Origin of the sequence: Marinobacter sp. (genome assembly GCF_041595835.1) — a bacterium.
Lineage (GTDB): Bacteria > Pseudomonadota > Gammaproteobacteria > Pseudomonadales > Oleiphilaceae > Marinobacter.
The window spans coordinates 1-15,804 of record NZ_JBFHJO010000054.1 but is presented as its reverse complement, the minus strand read 5'-3'; the positions used below and the strand labels follow the sequence as shown (position 1 = coordinate 15,804).

Below are 15,804 nucleotides of genomic sequence, written 5' to 3'. Positions count from 1 at the left end.
GATGCTTTCAGATTGCGGGAAAAGTATGCGGCCTCGGTTGAGTATCTCCAGCGCACGCTCCAGTTTGTTCCGTTGTGCCATCTGAGTTGCAATGTTTTCGTACACAGCGGCCACCATCGGTTCAGCGGGGCTTGGCTGATCTTCTTGCTCGCGTTCCAGCAGTCGGGCAGACAGCTCGTCAGCTTGTGCTGCATCATTACTGATCAGTGCTGATTCCAATAATACCAGTCGCGGGCCGTGGGCTTGCGGGTGCTGGGTTGTCATTTCCTGCATGAATGCTGTGAGCTTTTCCCGGCCCATGATCCGTGCTGCAGCCTGGATAGCGCCAGCGTGGTTCGGGTTGAGGGCGATGGCTTCTTTGTAGTAGCCGAGGGCTTTGTCTGTGTCTTTGTTGTTGCCTGCAAGGTGTCCTAAGGCTACTAAGGGGGCAGCGTCTTCAGGGGCTTGATTCCGGGCTCGGTTATAGAGTTTCTGAGCTTCTGTCGGGTTGCCAAGGTTACTTGCGAGATGGCCCTGGGCAAGCAGAGCGGGAACGCTGTCCGGATTTTTCTTTAGCCAGGCATCCAGGGTTTTCCGGGCTCTGCTGGTGTCTCCGGATAATGCCTGAATTTGTGAGATAAGAAGCTGTGCCTGAAGTGCCTCGGGGGCGTTATCAGGAATCCTGCTGGCTTGGGTGAGAGCCAGGTCATGATCGTTAACTTGCATCAGATAGGCGGAGTATCTGAGCCTCAGGTTATGGTTATCCGGGGCCAGTTCAAGCGCTTTTTCAAGCAGCTGCCGACCACTCTGGTCATCCCCTGATGCCAGGGCGGCAATGCCGACAAGGGCCAGGGTTTGAGGGTCTGAGTCTTTGTTGTCTACGGTTTCCAGTATGGATTTTGCACCCTGAGGATCTTGCATGGATATTCGGGTGGCCGCCAGCAGCTTACGCACGTCGTCGGAACCGTCCATTTTTGACAGGGGTTCGAGCAGCTTCTCTGCTTCTTCCGCGCGCCCCTGGCGGAAACGGATAACGCCAAGCATGAGTGCACTTTGCTGGTGTCCGGGCGCCTGATTCAGGACTTCCTGAAGGTATCGGCCAGCGGTGTCGAGGTCTCCGTCGTTGTAGGCGGCAGTAGCGGCTTCGAGGTTGCTTTTGATGGTGCCGGGTGCGGACTTGGCTAATATTTCTTCGTAAACGAATGCTTCTGCAGACTTACCTTGTTGGCGCAGTACGGTCACAAGGGCGGAGATAGTCTGGTATTTGCGGAAGGTCATGACATCGTACTGGCCAATGGTTTCCAGAGCACGAATATAGGCTTGTTCTGCCTGAGGCCAGTCGCTCTGGAGGTGAGCCAGCTGGGCTTTCCAGAGCCAGACTTCTTCGTGCTGAGCATCCATTTTCTCGGCCTGGGCCAGGTATTCTTTGGCTGCTGTGTAATCGTTGCGAGCCGCAGCAATTCTGGATAGGCCAACCATGGCTATGGCGTTGTTTGCGTGTTTCTCAGCCGCTTCGTTGTAGGCTTTTTCAGCGTTTTCGAGGTTACCACCAACGAGCCAGGCCCGGCCTCGAAGGTTGTCTGCCTCAAGTTCCTGGTCACGGGAAGGTGAGGTTATTTTGTCCAGTGCGCTTAAGGCTTCAGCGGACTTTGCCCGAAGTGCGAGAGATTCGGCCCGAATCAATAATGCTTCGTTTTTGTCTGCCTGACTGAGGTTTTCTGAACCAATCCTCTCCATTAACTGATCAAGCTGACGCTCGGCGTTTGCAGCATCACCGGCTGTGAGCAGGTTGTCGATGATGACGAAGTAGGGGGCGATTCGCTCTGGCTGGAGCTGAATAGCACTTCGTGCTTCGATGGTGCTGGCCTTTAACTCTCCCTGTCGCTGGAAGAAGCGGGCCTGATCTACATGGCTGATGTACTGGATGTCTTCCTGTGACATGTCGGGTTCGTTGCCGCAGCCGGAAAGCCCCGCTGTTGCGATGGCAACTGAAAGTAGTGACGCACGCATAATATGGTTAATGGTCATGCCCTGTTCCTTTTTTTTCGGGTCTTTTTTTATTCCGATCGCCATGTATCAGTTACCGTTGGTAGCGGTTGATGTTTCGATTCGGTACTTGTCTGTCAGGTTGTACAAAGTGGGGCGGGTTATCCCCAGTAAGCGAGATGCTTGTGCCATGTTGAAGTTGCAACTTGTCAGTGCCTGAAGTATGGCTTTTCGTTCCGCATTTTCCCGCACCTGGCGCAAGTTTAGCTGGTAATCAGAATCGCAGCTCGTTTCAAGCGGTAGTACCAGGTCTTCTGCGGTGATGCGTTTATCGTCAGCCATGATGATGGCACGCTTTACCTTGTTAATCATTTCGCGAACGTTGCCCGGCCAGTTATAGCTGCTTATGGCTTGAACTGCGTCTTCTGAAAAGCAGAGGTTGGGGCGGTCCATCTGTTTGCCCAGGCTTTGCAGTAATGATTGGGCAATGACAATAGCGTCGCCTTCACGGTCACGAAGTGCGGGTACGTCCAGGGTGATTTCACTGATGCGGTAATAGAGGTCTTCCCGGAATGTACCTTCAGTGATCAGCTCCTGAACGTTCCGGTGGGTGGCGCAAACCACGCGGACATCGACCGGGATGGGTTTGACGGACCCTACGCGGTCTACCACTCGTTCCTGAAGGAAGCGTAACAGTTTGGCTTGCAGCGGCATGGGCATGTCGCCAATTTCATCCAGGAACAGCGTGCCCCCGTTAGCGCTTTCAATCTTGCCTTTTTTGCTTTGCGTCGCCCCGGTGAAGGAACCTTTCTCAAAGCCGAACAATTCACTTTCCAGCAGGTTTTCCGGGATGGCTGCACAGTTTATTGCCGCGAAAGGTTTGTCTGACCTGTGGCTGTGGTCGTGCAGCGCCTGGGCTAATAATTCTTTGCCTGTGCCGGTTTCGCCTGTGATCAGTGTTGTAACGTCTGTTGGTGCGACTTTTTCGATGGTGCGGCAGATGGCCAGCATCTCGGGGCTGGAGGCCACGATGCCCTTGATATAGGTGCCGTTGTTCTGGTTTGCCAGTTCCCGGTTTTCTTTTTCCAGTTCGGCAAGCCGGAAGGCGCGGTTCACCACGAAGGTGAGGATGTCGGCATCCAGTGGTTTTTGGTAGAAGTCACAGGCACCCATGCCGATGGCTTTTACGGCGTTCTCTTTGTCTTCTCGCCCTGTCACTACAACGATTTTTGTTTGCGGTGCCAGGCGGAGGATATCTTCAAGCAGTGCAAAGCCTTCAGTTGCACCGCCAGGGTCTGGGGGGAGGCCCAGGTCTAAGGTGACCACCTGAGGTTCGAGGCGGCGAAGTGCGGCCAGGGCAGATTCGCGGTCAGACGCGACTGAAACGTCAACATCTTCGCCAAAGCACCAGCGCATCTGGCTTTGAAGGCCTGGATCATCCTCTACAATTAGTAGTTGCTTCACAACAGCGATTAATCCTTTGTTCTGTTGATAGGTTGGCGTTATACCTTTGCCTTTTCCATATATACGATTCTTAACTTAACATTGACACTTTGCAATGCCGGATTCAGAAAAAGCCTCCTGGCGCCGGTTAATTGACGGCTCTGGGTGATTTTTGAACATCATGGTCGGGTAATGGTTCTGCGTCAGCAGCCTCTTTGTCGGAGTTTTCTACCAGAGGTATGAAGACCGAGAAGCAAGACCCTACGCCGGGTTCGCTGGTTATGTCGATATTACCTCCCAGCTCCTGAATGTATTCCCTGGCCTGGTAAGCGCCGATCCCCATCCCGGTGAGGCCTTTGGTGCTTTCAAAGGCTTTGAATAGTCGGGTGCGGATAAATTCATCTGTCATTCCTGTGCCTGTGTCTTGAATGAACAGCACGACTTTACCTTTAGCCGTTTTCAGGTTGAGGGTGATTTCTCCGTCGGGAGGTGTGGCATCCTGGGCATTCTGAATAAGGTGGCCAAGCACGCTTCTGAGTTGTTCTTGCTCCGCGCAGATATAGATAGGGGGTGGGTCGCCAAGTAACTTTGGAGCAGGGCTGCGACGACTTTTATGTTCAACAAGTTCACGTACAACAGCGGTCAAATCCAGAACGCTGCGATGTTCTTCGTCTGGGGTGACCGGTTTTCGTATGTGGTCTACCAGATTGGACATCTTCCGCACGGCGTGTTCGGTAGTGGAAATCATGTCGTCGATGAACGCCGGGTTGTCGCGGTGTTTTGGCGCGTTTTTTACGAGTAATGACAGTTGGGCGATGAGGGTTTTAAGGTCGTGCACCATAAAGGCGGATGCTTTGCTCACTGCTTCAAACTGCATGGCGCGGGAAAGCCGGTTCTGGGCGTCTGCCTGGGCCAGTAAGTTACAGGTTTGCCGGGCCACGACTTTAATCAGGTCGAAGTTTTCCCAGTTCAGCACAACTTTGGCATAAGGAATGCCAACCATAGCTATGCCATACAGTTCGTTTCCAAGAAACAGGGGAATGATGAGCCAGGCATCGGGCGTATTGGTGATAGCTTCGGGAAGTTCGAGCAGGTCGTAACTGAGGGGGTCTTCCCGGTATTCCCGCAGGTCGATAATCCATTCTTTGGTCTGAAACAGGCGCACGAGCTCTGAATCGCCATCTATGGTGGTGTATTTGGGGGTGGCAATGTTCACACTGCCTTCGAGTTGATAATTGTTTTGGTCAGACTTGATCCAGATAGCACCCGCGTTGCTTTCTACCAGATCTGCCAGTATTCGGATGGCTCGCTCTGGCAGAGGGGGATCATTGCTGAGGTTGGCAAGCTCCCGCGTCATTCTTAGCCATTCTTCCCGGTAGTCGTATTTGTAGTCGAAGAAGTTCTGGCTGATAAACACCATTAACCGGCCGCGAAGTCTGCGGGACATGATCAGCGTCACCAGGAAGGTCAGTGCGATGGTGATGAAGAGTACTTGTAGCGCATCTCCCCATTTGCCACCGAGGCTGCGCACGTAGTACCCGCCGATGGCAAGCAGGAGCAGGTATCCACCGGCGATCAGGAGTGTGCCGGCATGAAACACGGCAGAACGTGAGAGCTGAAAGTCGACGGGCTGTTTTCGGGTGTTAATGATGTTTACGGCGAACATGGGTACGAGGGCTGCGTTCACGAACCCTCTGGCATCCCAGAAGGAATCTGCAACCTGACCAAACAGCAGCGCGTCTGCGAACATGAAAAAGTCATAGGCGAAGATGGTGGCCGTACCAATGCACAGGTATTTCACGCTGGACCGGCTGAGCGTGGGGGAGTTTCTCCAGATCTGTTCAATCAGTGATAAACCCAGAAGTGACAGGGCTATCTGGCCGATCAGTTTGGTTTTTCCACTGACGAGATCTGCATTGAAGATGAACTCAAGGGTGCCCAGAACCATCAGGGCTGCAATCAGCGCGGCGGTCGCAAACCCAAGGGTTTTCCGGAGTTGGCCGGTAAATTTGGCCTGGCGAAATGAGTCGCGGAGTATTGCGAAAATCAACAGGAGCCATGCGGTGTCACGCAGTAGTTCGAGGAGGTAGCGGATAAAAAAGCCTGGTTGGCTCCAAAGGCTTTGGGTGACCAGTGCTGCGGCCCATATAGCGGTGACGAAGGACGCAAGGAACAGTGCGCGATCAATATCGCGCCGCAGGTATCGGGTAGCCACCATGACTGACAGTACGGAGAAGACTACCGCTGATGTGCCATAGCTGATTACGCTTAAGTCCCTGAACATTCGGTCTTTCCTTGAACCGTCGGTCTGTATTTAACCTGTACAGGGTAGCCTTGATGCGCTGTTTACGTCCATTTCAATTCGTAAAATCGATGCAGAATTCATAGGGCTTACTTGTTATCCCGGTAATAATTGAATATTTCTTGCAGTGAGTGTTTGGGGTTGAAGTTGAATTCCCTGGCAAAGTTGCGCCCATCAATGATTACCGGATATTTGAAAAATGCCAATAAGTAATGGGGGAAGCTGCGCAGGTTGAGAATTCTGGCAATGGTTTTAGGCAAAACCGGGGGTATGGAAGCAATGGGGATGCGTGTGCAGCCGCAGAGTTTCAGCGCTTGTTGATAGGCTACCCAGTCATGCGGCGCTACGTTGAAGACGCCTTTCGTTGGCTTGTTCCATGTCAGAACGATGGCGTCGGCCATGTCGTCGATGTGGATAAACTGCATCATGGGCGAAAAACCTGCCAGTACCGGGGCTCTTTTACTGCTCAATAGTGTGCTCATGGTGTTGCGGACACCGGGGCCGACAATGTTGCAGGCTCGCAGAATGGTGATGTGCAGTTCGGGGTAACGCCAGAGGTAAATGTTTGCGAGGTTTTCCAGTTCTACGGAATCGACCAGGTCGGCACTGAGCCCGGCGCTTTTCAATGGTGCAGATTCGTCAATCAGAGCGGGGTTATAGGCTACAGCACCGTATACATGGTAAGTGGAAAGTACGATGATCCGCTTGATGCCGTATTTATGGGAAAGTTCGAGTAGTTTTTGTGTGCCCAGTACGTTGGCGTTGTATCGGCGCATTCGGCTGAGTTCGCTGGACTGCACCCGGCCCAGGTGAATGACTCCGTCGAAGTGGAAGCGGCGGAACAGGTCTTCAAATGCGCGCTTGTTAAAGTCGAAGCAGTAACTCGGAATTTCGTCACCCAGGTAAACCTGTTCACGGGAATCAACGGCGACCAGATCGCAGGTGCCGCGCAACTTTTCTATCACCTGTTGAGCCAAAGCGCCGGCGGCACCTGTAACCAGAATCTTTGGTCTGTTTGTTTTTGTCATCAGAACAACCTTTTTCTTTCGCTCAGGCCTTTGTCGATCAGCCGGCTTATTTCAGCTTTTACGGAATCTACCCGGTCGGTTATTTGTTCTTCGGGAATATCGCTGCCATCAAAATACATGGGCTTGCCGAAATTCAGGTGCACTTTGGCTGGAAAGATAACGGGCAGCGCCACAGGTACGTAGGGAATACTCAGAGCGCTGGCCAGGGGTTTGATGTTGGCAATGGCAGGTATGGTTTCTTCACACCCCACAACGCCTACAGGTACGATGGCGGCGTTGTATTTCATGGCAAGATGCATGAAGCCGTTACCGAAGCGTTTAAGTTGGTAGCGGTCTCGATAGAGTTTTCCTGAACCCCTTATGCCTTCTGGGAATACGATCACCGCTTCATTGTTCTCTAGCATTTTTGCGCAGTTAACCGGGTCGCCCAGGACTGCACCAACCTCATTCAGTAAATTGCCTAGCCAGGGCACGGTGGGAAAGAACCGTTCGATCATTGCCCGGGGCATGCGGGGTTTTTCTTTACGAGTGGCTATAGCGTAACCAATAAGAAGGCCATCAAGGGGTAGTTGACCGGAGTGGTTTGCGACGATCAGTACAGGCCCTGTTGCCGGGATATTTTCTACGCCGGTGGTCTGAACTCGGAAGTATTTTTCGTAAATCTGACGTGTGATGCTAAAACCATATTTAACGGCATCATTGTTGTAGCCCCAGGGGTCATACCCCAGAGAGCCAATGGGTTTTTTAATTTTTTCGACTTGCTTGTCCAGCTCCTCTGAAATCAGTCTGGACTTCAGAAATGATGCCAGGCCCATACCTGCTCCCTTTATTGTTATCGGTGCTGTGGCTCAGGTGTTTTTCGCCCGCTCAATCAGCACGCCTAAAGTGTGGCTCTGGCCTTCATTTAATACTCGATAGTCTGCTGCTGCATTGGCCGTTTCGACACAGAGCATTTTTTTCCAACCAGAATCAGGGAAATCGGAAAGTCGTCTGGATTTTTCCGCTCCCGGATTCCAGACAACGGTTGAGTCACTTCCTACCGACGTCAGTTTTGTTTTGGCGGCAGGCGTGACCACAATCAAAGGCTCGCCAGTTTGGTAAATTCGGTCGGTTTCCGAATCGAAGTAAACCGGGCCTTCCTGATTGAAATACTCCCAGCCTTGCAGGGTATCTATGTACTGGCTGTCGCCAAGGCCAAGAATTCGGGTATGGGTAATGTTGCTTGTAGGCAGGTAGGTGTGCAGTGCCTGGCTGAAGGCCAGTGGTTTTTTTGACAGGTTGGTTGTGGTCAGCGCTATCTGGCAGCCCTTACTTGAAAAATTGAAGGTGATAAGTGCCAGTGCCCGACCGTCCCAGTAATCTGCGAAGTCTTCGTTTGCATTGATCGACAGGCTTATTTCTACTTCATGTTTATCTTCACGAACATCTTCCAGGTGCCATAGGGCTGTTCGGGCAAAACCATGGGCGGTAGGTGCGTTAATCCGGGAGCGGATCGCCGGAGGATTCCGGGCCGGGTCTCCAAACCAGGGCCAGCAGACAGGGATGCCGCCTCGGATTGAGCGGCCGGGCTGGAATCTGGCCTGATCGCTCAGCCATAGCCAGTTGTTTTCGCCTTTAGTGGCGAATTGGGTGAGGTGGGCCCCCTGTAGAAAAATAGTGGCTTGAAATAATGGGTGGTGAACTTCCAGGGCTTCCAGTTGACCGATAGTTTTCCAGCGGGTAAAGGACCATTGTCCGGGGGTTTGGAAAACGGGTGGCTTGTCACTGGATTCCGACATGGCAGGTGTGAGCTTCCTTTAAGTACATTCACGTATGTTCAGCGTAAAGTAAAAGCATTAATTGAGCGAGTTTGATCATACAATAGCGCAAATATTCGGAGTGCTGTCAATGGATGATGAAATCACAGGTTCCATCGTAGTCCCTCTGCCGGAACCTCGCCTTGAGGTTGATGCAGGCTTACTGGACCGGTTGGCAGGAGACGATCCGGGGGTAATGGAGGGTAGTGCGCCCGCCAATTGTCTGATTAACGATGCGTGGCTGGATGGGCTGGCGGATGGTCTTGCGGAGCAGGCGTGGGTTGAGGTCGATTTATCCGCACGTCTACCTGCTGGGTTGTTACATGCGTTACGCCATGAAATTGAAATTCTGGATAAAACGGAGGCAATGACACGTGCCGGAGTGGGGCGTGGCGCTGACCTGGTTAAAAACCGTAGCATTCGGCGTGATAAAATTGCCTGGATGCAAGGTTGTAGCGCGCCTCAGGCAGAGCTGTATCGGTTTTTCGATAAAATTCGGGAAGGCTTGAATCAGCGTCTGTTTCTTGGTTTGAAACGGTATGAAGCTCATTATGCTACCTATCAGGAGGGCGACTTCTATAAATGTCACGTGGATAGTTTCCGGGGCAGGGCTTCGAGGGTCGTCAGTCTGGTTTTGTACCTGAATGAGGGCTGGGGTCTTGAGGATGGCGGCGAGTTGCGGGTGTTTGATCCAAAGAACCCTGAGTCAGTCGTGGGCTTGGTCAGGCCTGAGGATGGCCGTGCAGTGCTCTTTCTCAGCGAAGAAGTTCCCCATGAAGTGTTGCCGGCGCGGCGTACCCGTTACAGTATCGCTTGCTGGTTCAGGCAGGATGAAGTGCCTTTGCCGCTTTAGGGCGTTGTAATCGGTATAACCTCCTGATACTATTCGCGCCGCTTTCGGGGAAATATCCCGGAACGCTGTTATGGTGGCCCCATCGGTGCCTCCGCAACATGAAGCCGTGAACCCGGTCAGGCCCGGAAGGGAGCAGCCGAAGCGGTGGATTTGTGTGCCGGAGAATTGCTGGTGGGGTCACCCCCATTATTTCCTCTGTTTTGCCCTTCTGTCTGATTTGTTTTTCCTGTCGCATTCTCTTTTGATCAGATCTTCATCATTTACAGATTGAATCTACCAACCTGATTTGGCCCAGCCTGCCCCTTTACATTGTTTGACTTGTTGATTACTTTTTGGTTACGAATAAATACAAAAAAAGGTAATGACATGAAGAAGAATAAAAAAATGGTCCTTGCGGCCAGCGCCCTTGCTATTGGTCTTTCTGCACAACCTGCTTCTGCCGGATGGTTTGACTGGCTGTTCGGGAAAAGCACTGACACCTACACAGCGACGAAACACCCCATTGTGCTTGTCCACGGCTTGTCTGGCTTCAATAAGCTGTTTGGTATTGTCGAATATTTCAACGGTGTGCCTGATGCCCTGACAGAAAGTGGGGCTGAAGTATTTGTTCCTCAGGTTTCAGCGGCTAACTCCACGGAAGTCCGGGGCGAGCAACTGTTGGCTCAGATTGAGGAGTACATGGCTGTGACCGGTGCAGAAAAGGTGCACCTGATTGGTCATAGTCACGGTGGTCCTACCATTCGGTACGTGGCGGGAGTGAGGCCTGATCTCATCGCTTCGGTATCGAGTGTAGGTGGTGTTAACTGGGGTACTCCTGTGGCTGACGCGTTTAACACTGGTGCGCTGGATAATCTTGGTAACTGGTTTTTTGGCCTGCTGGATACCTTCTCCGGTGGTGGTGGCTTACCGCAGGATACGGGCGCGGCTATTGCCTCTCTGAGTACTGAGGGGTCTCTTCAGTTTAATGAGCGGTTCTCGGCAGGTATTCCTTCGACCTATTGTGGTAATGATGGTGCCGAGGTGGTGGATGGGGTTCGTTACTATTCCTGGGGCGGCAATAAAATATCCACGAACTTTTGGGATGTCAGCGATCCATTACTGAAAGCTCTTGAGCCTTTGTTTGACGAACCGACTGACGGCTTGGTGCCGGCGTGCAGTATGAAGCTGGGTAAAGTGTTGGGTGTGGATTATGGCCACAACCACCTGGATCAGGTGAATATGTTGTTCGGTTTGGTGGGGCGTAATGCTGCCGATCCGGTGGAGCTTTATCGCCAGCAGGCAAATCGCCTCAAAAATCTGGGCCTCTGATCTGAATTTTTAGTAAAAGCGGGCCGCACAGGCCCGCTGCAGAGGTTGTTCATGAAGAAAAGTTATCTTGCCGGCCTGGTCGGTATTTCTTTGTTCATTGCTTTCGCTTCCATGTATTCGTTTTGGTGGGGTGGTGCTGCTCGTACCGGATCTGATGCACTTTCAATAAACCTGCCATCTGATGAAAAACCGGTGGTTACTGTCAGTGGAGGCGGTGTTCGCCTTGGTGCATTGCCTTCCGAATCTTCCACAGCCTTACCACCTTTACCCAGAGATGAACGTGTAGCTGATATTGAAGTTGACGGGGCTGTGCGTATCGATATGAACGGCAATTTGGTGCTGGACCGGGACCTTCGCCGTTTCATGGATTTCTTTATTGGTCTTGCACCGGATCGTCGCTATGAAGGTGCACTTAAGCAGCGGATGCAGGCTGTCATGGAGAGTGACGCTATTCCTTCAGGTATTCAGGCGGAGGTTCTTGTCATTCTTGATGATTATTTGGCCTATCGGGAGGCGGCCGCGGCTCTGGAGCAACAGGGTGATCCTGACCCGGCGGATATTCAGGCTGTTTTTGATGTGATTTACAGCATGCGTAGAGAATACCTTGGCCCCGATGTGGCTGAAGGCTTTTTTGGTCAGGAAGAGCGCCGCTTGCGGATGACGTTAGACCGGCAGCGGATACTGGCTGACGATACGTTGAGTGAATCTGAAAAGGCCCTGGCGCTGGCGCAGGTTGACCAGATGCTGCCAGCTCATGCGCGTCAGGCAAAGGAAGTCTCAGAAACAGTTGTATCTATGGTCCAGGAGGTTCAGCGGTTAAGAGCGTCCGGCGCGAGTGAGGCCGAGGTTCGGGCGCTTCGTATGGAAAAATATGGAGCAGAAGCGACAGGTCGCCTGGAGTTGCTGGATCAGAAGCGCCAGCAATGGCAGCGCAGAGTTGCGAGCTATGAGCAGCGTAAGCTGCAGTTGCTTCAGGCTGGCGGGCTTGCTCCGGATGATCGGGAAAGGGCACTTGAGGCGTTAAGGGCGGAGATCTTTCAGGAAGAACATGAACGGCGCCGCATTCGTGCGCTGGACAAAGCCAGCGGAAGCGCCGGTTAGGGTAATCATCCTTCTTCTGACGCAGGGTCCATGATATTGTTAGGCCCTGATTTCAGAGCAGTTGACGGATCATGAGCTACCAGGTTTTAGCCCGAAAATGGCGCCCCCGCACCTTCGAGGATATGGTGGGGCAAGAGCATGTGCTACAGGCACTTGTACACGCATTGGAGCACCAGCGGTTGCACCATGCGTATCTGTTTACCGGCACCCGAGGTGTTGGTAAAACCACCATTGGCCGCTTGTTGGCCCGTTGTTTGAATTGCGAAACCGGCATTACGCCCAACCCTTGTGGCGAATGTGGCGCTTGCAAAGAGATTCTGGAGGGCCGGTTTGTTGATCTTATAGAGATCGATGCGGCGTCTCGTACCGGTGTTGATGATATGCGGGAGCTGACAGACAACGTTCAGTATTCGCCAACCCGCGGCCGCTTTAAAGTGTATCTCATTGATGAGGTACATATGCTCACGAATCAGTCGTTTAATGCCTTTCTGAAAACGCTGGAAGAACCCCCCGAACACGTAAAATTCCTGCTGGCGACAACCGATCCGCAGAAGTTGCCGGTAACGGTGTTGTCCCGTTGTCTGCAGTTTAATCTCAAGCGAATGACACCTGAGCATATTGTTGGTCATTTGCAGCACGTACTGACTGAAGAAAAGGTTCCCTTTGAAGATCCTGCTCTTTGGCTGTTGGCTCGGGCTGCAGACGGCAGTATGCGGGACGCCCTGAGTCTGACTGATCAGGCTATTGCGTTCGGCAACGAGAACTTGTCGGCCAGTGATGTCAGCACCATGCTGGGTACCATTGATCAGCAGGACATCGAACGTATTGTAAATGCCCTGGTCGAGCGGGATGGCCCTGGCTTGTTGTCGGAAATTAGCCGTATTTCGGATTTTGCGCCGGATTACGCCGTGATTCTTTCTGATCTGCTGTCCCTGTTCCATCGGGTGACTATGGAGCAGGTAGTGCCGGGCAGTGCGGATAACGCCATGGGGGATGCCGCGCAAGCTCAGGCGCTGGCACGTAAGCTCAGTGCCGAAGATGCCCAGTTGTTCTACCAGACTGCTTTGATGGGCAGAAAAGATCTGGCTATTACGCCGGATGCCCGCATGGGCTTTGAGATGACATTGCTGCGTATGCTTGCCTTCAGGCCGGGCGCAGATCGCCGGGAGCCGCCTGCGATCCCGGCAGCCGGAAGCGAAAGTGCTGGGCGTGCTGACCCGGAACCTGAGCCTGCACAGCAACCCAGTGCAGAACCGGTAGCATCAGTACCTGAGCCGGTAGTTGAAGTACCACAGGTTTCGGATGCGGTGCCTCAGTCTCAAGATCAGTCTGAGCCGCCGGTGATGGATGTGCCGCCTTGGGATCCGGAGCCGGGTGATCAGGCATTCTCTAAGGCAGTGCCTGAGCCAGAACCTGCAGCTATAGCCATGCAGGAGGAGGCGCTCGAAACGAAGAGCGAGCCTGCCTCTGAGTTACAGGCGTCAGAGCCTGTTGTGGTGGACGCGCCACCTGTCGTTGAATTGCAGGAGCCGGCCAGCTCAGACGGTTTTGTCTGGGAACGTGATTACCGGCAGCTGGAAATAACCGGTATGCCGGGGAACCTGGCTAGTTACAGTGCTATGCGGTTAGACGGCGATACGGTGGAGCTGACCTTGGATGAGGGGCACTACCGGCTGTTGAATGAGCGACATGAAGAAAAAATTATTGCGGCCTTGAGATTACGTTTTGGTGACGCCACACAGTTAAAGATAGTGCAGGGCGAACCGGGGTTGCACACCCCCGCCGCTTTTGAAGAACGTCAACGGGTTGCGCGCCAGAAATCGGCCGAGGAATCTATCCGCAAAGACCCGCTTGTACAGAGTATTGTTGAACGGTTTGAAGGGCGGGTTATTGAAGAAAGCATCCGTCCGATCGAGACAGGCAGGAGATGATCGCATGATGAATAATATGGGCGACCTGATGAAAAAGGCCCAGCAGATGCAGGAGCAGATGCAAAAGGCTCAGGAAGAAATCGCCAAGGCTGAAGTGGTGGGCGAATCCGGAGCAGGCATGGTAAAAGTGACCATGAATGGTCGTCACGATGTGCGAAAAGTCGAGATTGATCCTTCCTTACTTTCTGAGGACAAAGAGATCCTGGAGGATCTTTTGGCTGCTGCGGTTAACGATGCCGTGCGGCGAGTTGAAGCCAACCAGAAAGATAAGATGTCCGGCATGATGTCTGGTATGGGGATACCTCCCGGGTTCAAAATGCCGTTCTGAATTGGTTCAGGTTTGCCGTAGTCTTTGAGGAGTATTCATGGCATTCAGCCCCATGGTTGATGAATTGGTCGAATCTCTCCGGTGTTTGCCGGGGGTTGGACAGAAAACTGCCCAGCGAATGGCTTTTCACCTGCTGGAGCGGGGCCGCTCTGGCGGGGTTCGCCTGGCGAGTGCTTTAAGCCAGGCGATGGATCACGTGCGTCGGTGTGACAGCTGCCAGAATTTCTCGGATACTGAGATTTGTCAGCTTTGCGCGAAGCCAGAGCGACGGACAGGGACATTGTGCGTGGTTGAAAGCCCTTCTGACTTGCTGGCTATTGAACAAGCTGGCGATTACCGGGGTAGCTACTTTGTATTGATGGGGCACCTGTCGCCGATTGATGGTGTTGGCCCTGAAGAAATTGGTATTGAGCGGCTATTAAGGCGGGTTCGTGAAGAGGGTGTGAGTGAGCTGATCCTGGCAACTAATCCGACTATTGAAGGTGAAGCCACAGCCCATTACATTGCCGATCGTCTTGATGGCCAAAGCATTCTGATAACCCGCCTGGCTCACGGTATTCCCGTGGGTGGCGAACTCGGCTATGTTGATGGTTTTACCCTGACGCACGCCTTCCGGGGCCGTAAACCCCTTTCTGAATAGTTCCAGGTTTCCTTATGATTCAAAACCCAACGGCCATACCGGTTCCTCCAGCCCCGGAGACCATTCGCTGGCTGGCTACACCGGAGGAGTTGGATCAGTGGTTGGCAAGTCTTGCACCCGGCAGCCCGATTTCCCTCGATACTGAATTTGAGCGCGTTTCCACTTTTTACCCGATACCGGGTTTGGTCCAGATGGGTGGGGGCGGTGAATACTGGTTGGTTGATCCTCATGTTGCAGAGGCTTCCGATAGTTTTCGCGACATGCTGGCGGACGCACAGCGTCCGAAGTTGCTTTATGCGATGAGCGAAGATCTTGACCTGTTCAGGCACTGGCTCAAAATTGCCCCGGCTGGACTGCTTGACCTGCAAATTGGCGCAGCTCTGGCCGGTGCTGGCTTTTCAGTTGGTTATGCCCGGTTGGTAGAGACCCTGTTTGGTGAGACGTTAGATAAGTCGGTTACCCGTTCGGATTGGATTTCCCGGCCACTGACGCCTGAACAAGCACGTTACGCAGTGGATGACATTCGGTTTCTGGAGCCGCTGTCGCACTGGGTGTTCTCCAGGCTTAAAGAGCGAAACCTTGAACATGCCCTGGCAGATGAGTCTCGCCGGTTTGCGAGCGAGGCAGCTGATCAGGAAGAGCCTGAGCGGCATTATCTGAAGTTGCGTGGCGGCTGGACGTTGCCTGCTGAACAGCAAGCGGTTCTTCAGCGCCTGGTGGTTTGGCGCGAGGAGGAGTGTCATCGGGTTGACCGTCCGAGAAATCGGGTACTGAGTGATGCTTTGCTTATAGCCATTGCCGAGCGCTGCCCGGCCTCACTCCGCGAACTTAACGATATTCAGGGCGTTCCCGGGGGTATTGTTAAGCGTTACGGGGAGCTCTTGCTTGAACTGATTCGTACAGGCAAAAACACTGACATTTCTTCATTTGAGCCGATTCCGAGACCTCTGACCCGGGACCAGCAAACGCTCTATAAAAAGGTTAAAAAGCACTTTAATAAAGTGGCAGAACGTTTTGATATTCCAATGGAAATTCTTGCACCAAGAAAACGTATAGAAAAAATCATTCAAGATCAGACTTTGTCCGGGCATACATTTTTTGAAGGCTGG

At 52.8% G+C, this 15,804-nt stretch carries 13 protein-coding genes and 1 other RNA gene; 8 read left to right on the top strand and 6 right to left on the bottom strand.

The window, feature by feature from the left end:
• The 6 genes from ABYA77_RS13210 to ABYA77_RS13185 all read right to left on the bottom strand — a co-directional run.
• On the bottom strand, window positions 1-2,007 hold a 2,007-nt coding region (locus tag ABYA77_RS13210; protein ID WP_372966440.1), incomplete at its 3' end, for a tetratricopeptide repeat protein.
• Between the two features lie 48 nt (window positions 2,008-2,055).
• On the bottom strand, window positions 2,056-3,429 hold the full coding sequence (gene prsR, locus ABYA77_RS13205) for a PEP-CTERM-box response regulator transcription factor (RefSeq protein WP_372966439.1): 1,374 nt from the start codon (window positions 3,427-3,429) through the stop codon (window positions 2,056-2,058).
• Window positions 3,430-3,556: 127 nt separating this feature from the next.
• Complete coding sequence (gene prsK / locus ABYA77_RS13200) at window positions 3,557-5,692, bottom strand: XrtA/PEP-CTERM system histidine kinase PrsK (protein ID WP_372966438.1); 2,136 nt, start codon at window positions 5,690-5,692, stop codon at window positions 3,557-3,559.
• A gap of 107 nt (window positions 5,693-5,799) precedes the next feature.
• Window positions 5,800-6,738 carry an SDR family oxidoreductase gene (locus ABYA77_RS13195; protein WP_372966437.1) on the bottom strand — a complete coding sequence of 313 codons (939 nt, stop codon included), beginning with the start codon at window positions 6,736-6,738 and terminating at the stop codon, window positions 5,800-5,802.
• Window positions 6,738-7,553, bottom strand: a complete 816-nt coding sequence (locus tag ABYA77_RS13190; protein WP_372966436.1) for a lysophospholipid acyltransferase family protein — start codon at window positions 7,551-7,553, stop codon at window positions 6,738-6,740. Before ABYA77_RS13190 ends, ABYA77_RS13195 begins: the two co-directional genes overlap by 1 nt.
• 33 nt (window positions 7,554-7,586) lie before the next feature.
• Window positions 7,587-8,516 (bottom strand): D-hexose-6-phosphate mutarotase, encoded by a 930-nt coding sequence (locus tag ABYA77_RS13185; RefSeq protein WP_372966435.1) that lies wholly within the window; start codon window positions 8,514-8,516, stop codon window positions 7,587-7,589.
• A 109-nt stretch (window positions 8,517-8,625) separates the two neighbouring features.
• Between ABYA77_RS13185 and ABYA77_RS13180 the strand changes: the two genes are divergently transcribed.
• The 8 genes from ABYA77_RS13180 to ABYA77_RS13145 form a co-directional block, all read left to right on the top strand.
• Entirely contained in the window at window positions 8,626-9,387 is a 762-nt protein-coding gene (locus tag ABYA77_RS13180; RefSeq protein ID WP_372966434.1) for a 2OG-Fe(II) oxygenase, read from the top strand.
• Window positions 9,388-9,467: 80 nt separating this feature from the next.
• Window positions 9,468-9,564, top strand: an RNA gene (gene ffs, locus ABYA77_RS13175) — signal recognition particle sRNA small type.
• Between the two features lie 189 nt (window positions 9,565-9,753).
• Window positions 9,754-10,695 carry an esterase/lipase family protein gene (locus ABYA77_RS13170; protein ID WP_372966433.1) on the top strand — a complete coding sequence of 314 codons (942 nt, stop codon included), beginning with the start codon at window positions 9,754-9,756 and terminating at the stop codon, window positions 10,693-10,695.
• 51 nt (window positions 10,696-10,746) lie between these two features.
• On the top strand, window positions 10,747-11,796 hold the full coding sequence (locus ABYA77_RS13165) for a lipase secretion chaperone (protein WP_372966432.1): 1,050 nt from the start codon (window positions 10,747-10,749) through the stop codon (window positions 11,794-11,796).
• Window positions 11,797-11,867: 71 nt separating this feature from the next.
• Window positions 11,868-13,727 (top strand): DNA polymerase III subunit gamma/tau, encoded by a 1,860-nt coding sequence (gene dnaX, locus ABYA77_RS13160; RefSeq protein WP_372966431.1) that lies wholly within the window; start codon window positions 11,868-11,870, stop codon window positions 13,725-13,727.
• A gap of 4 nt (window positions 13,728-13,731) precedes the next feature.
• Window positions 13,732-14,055 (top strand): YbaB/EbfC family nucleoid-associated protein, encoded by a 324-nt coding sequence (locus ABYA77_RS13155; RefSeq protein WP_372966430.1) that lies wholly within the window; start codon window positions 13,732-13,734, stop codon window positions 14,053-14,055.
• 37 nt (window positions 14,056-14,092) lie between these two features.
• Complete coding sequence (recR, locus tag ABYA77_RS13150; RefSeq protein ID WP_372966429.1) at window positions 14,093-14,695, top strand: recombination mediator RecR; 603 nt, start codon at window positions 14,093-14,095, stop codon at window positions 14,693-14,695.
• 14 nt (window positions 14,696-14,709) lie between these two features.
• Window positions 14,710-15,804 (top strand): ribonuclease D (locus ABYA77_RS13145; RefSeq protein ID WP_372966428.1); only part of this gene is annotated, 1,095 nt, incomplete at its 3' end.

Bases quoted from the DNA above. Each gene is read 5' to 3' on its own strand.
- recR (WP_372966429.1), top strand. From the start codon at position 14,093: ATGGCATTCAGCCCCATGGTTGATGAATTGGTCGAATCTCTCCGGTGT.
- prsK (WP_372966438.1), bottom strand. From the start codon at position 5,692: ATGTTCAGGGACTTAAGCGTAATCAGCTATGGCACATCAGCGGTAGTC.
- dnaX (WP_372966431.1), top strand. From the start codon at position 11,868: ATGAGCTACCAGGTTTTAGCCCGAAAATGGCGCCCCCGCACCTTCGAG.
- ABYA77_RS13195 (WP_372966437.1), bottom strand. From the start codon at position 6,738: ATGACAAAAACAAACAGACCAAAGATTCTGGTTACAGGTGCCGCCGGC.
- ABYA77_RS13170 (WP_372966433.1), top strand. From the start codon at position 9,754: ATGAAGAAGAATAAAAAAATGGTCCTTGCGGCCAGCGCCCTTGCTATT.
- ABYA77_RS13185 (WP_372966435.1), bottom strand. From the start codon at position 8,516: ATGTCGGAATCCAGTGACAAGCCACCCGTTTTCCAAACCCCCGGACAA.
- ABYA77_RS13190 (WP_372966436.1), bottom strand. From the start codon at position 7,553: ATGGGCCTGGCATCATTTCTGAAGTCCAGACTGATTTCAGAGGAGCTG.
- ABYA77_RS13165 (WP_372966432.1), top strand. From the start codon at position 10,747: ATGAAGAAAAGTTATCTTGCCGGCCTGGTCGGTATTTCTTTGTTCATT.
- ABYA77_RS13155 (WP_372966430.1), top strand. From the start codon at position 13,732: ATGATGAATAATATGGGCGACCTGATGAAAAAGGCCCAGCAGATGCAG.
- ABYA77_RS13180 (WP_372966434.1), top strand. From the start codon at position 8,626: ATGGATGATGAAATCACAGGTTCCATCGTAGTCCCTCTGCCGGAACCT.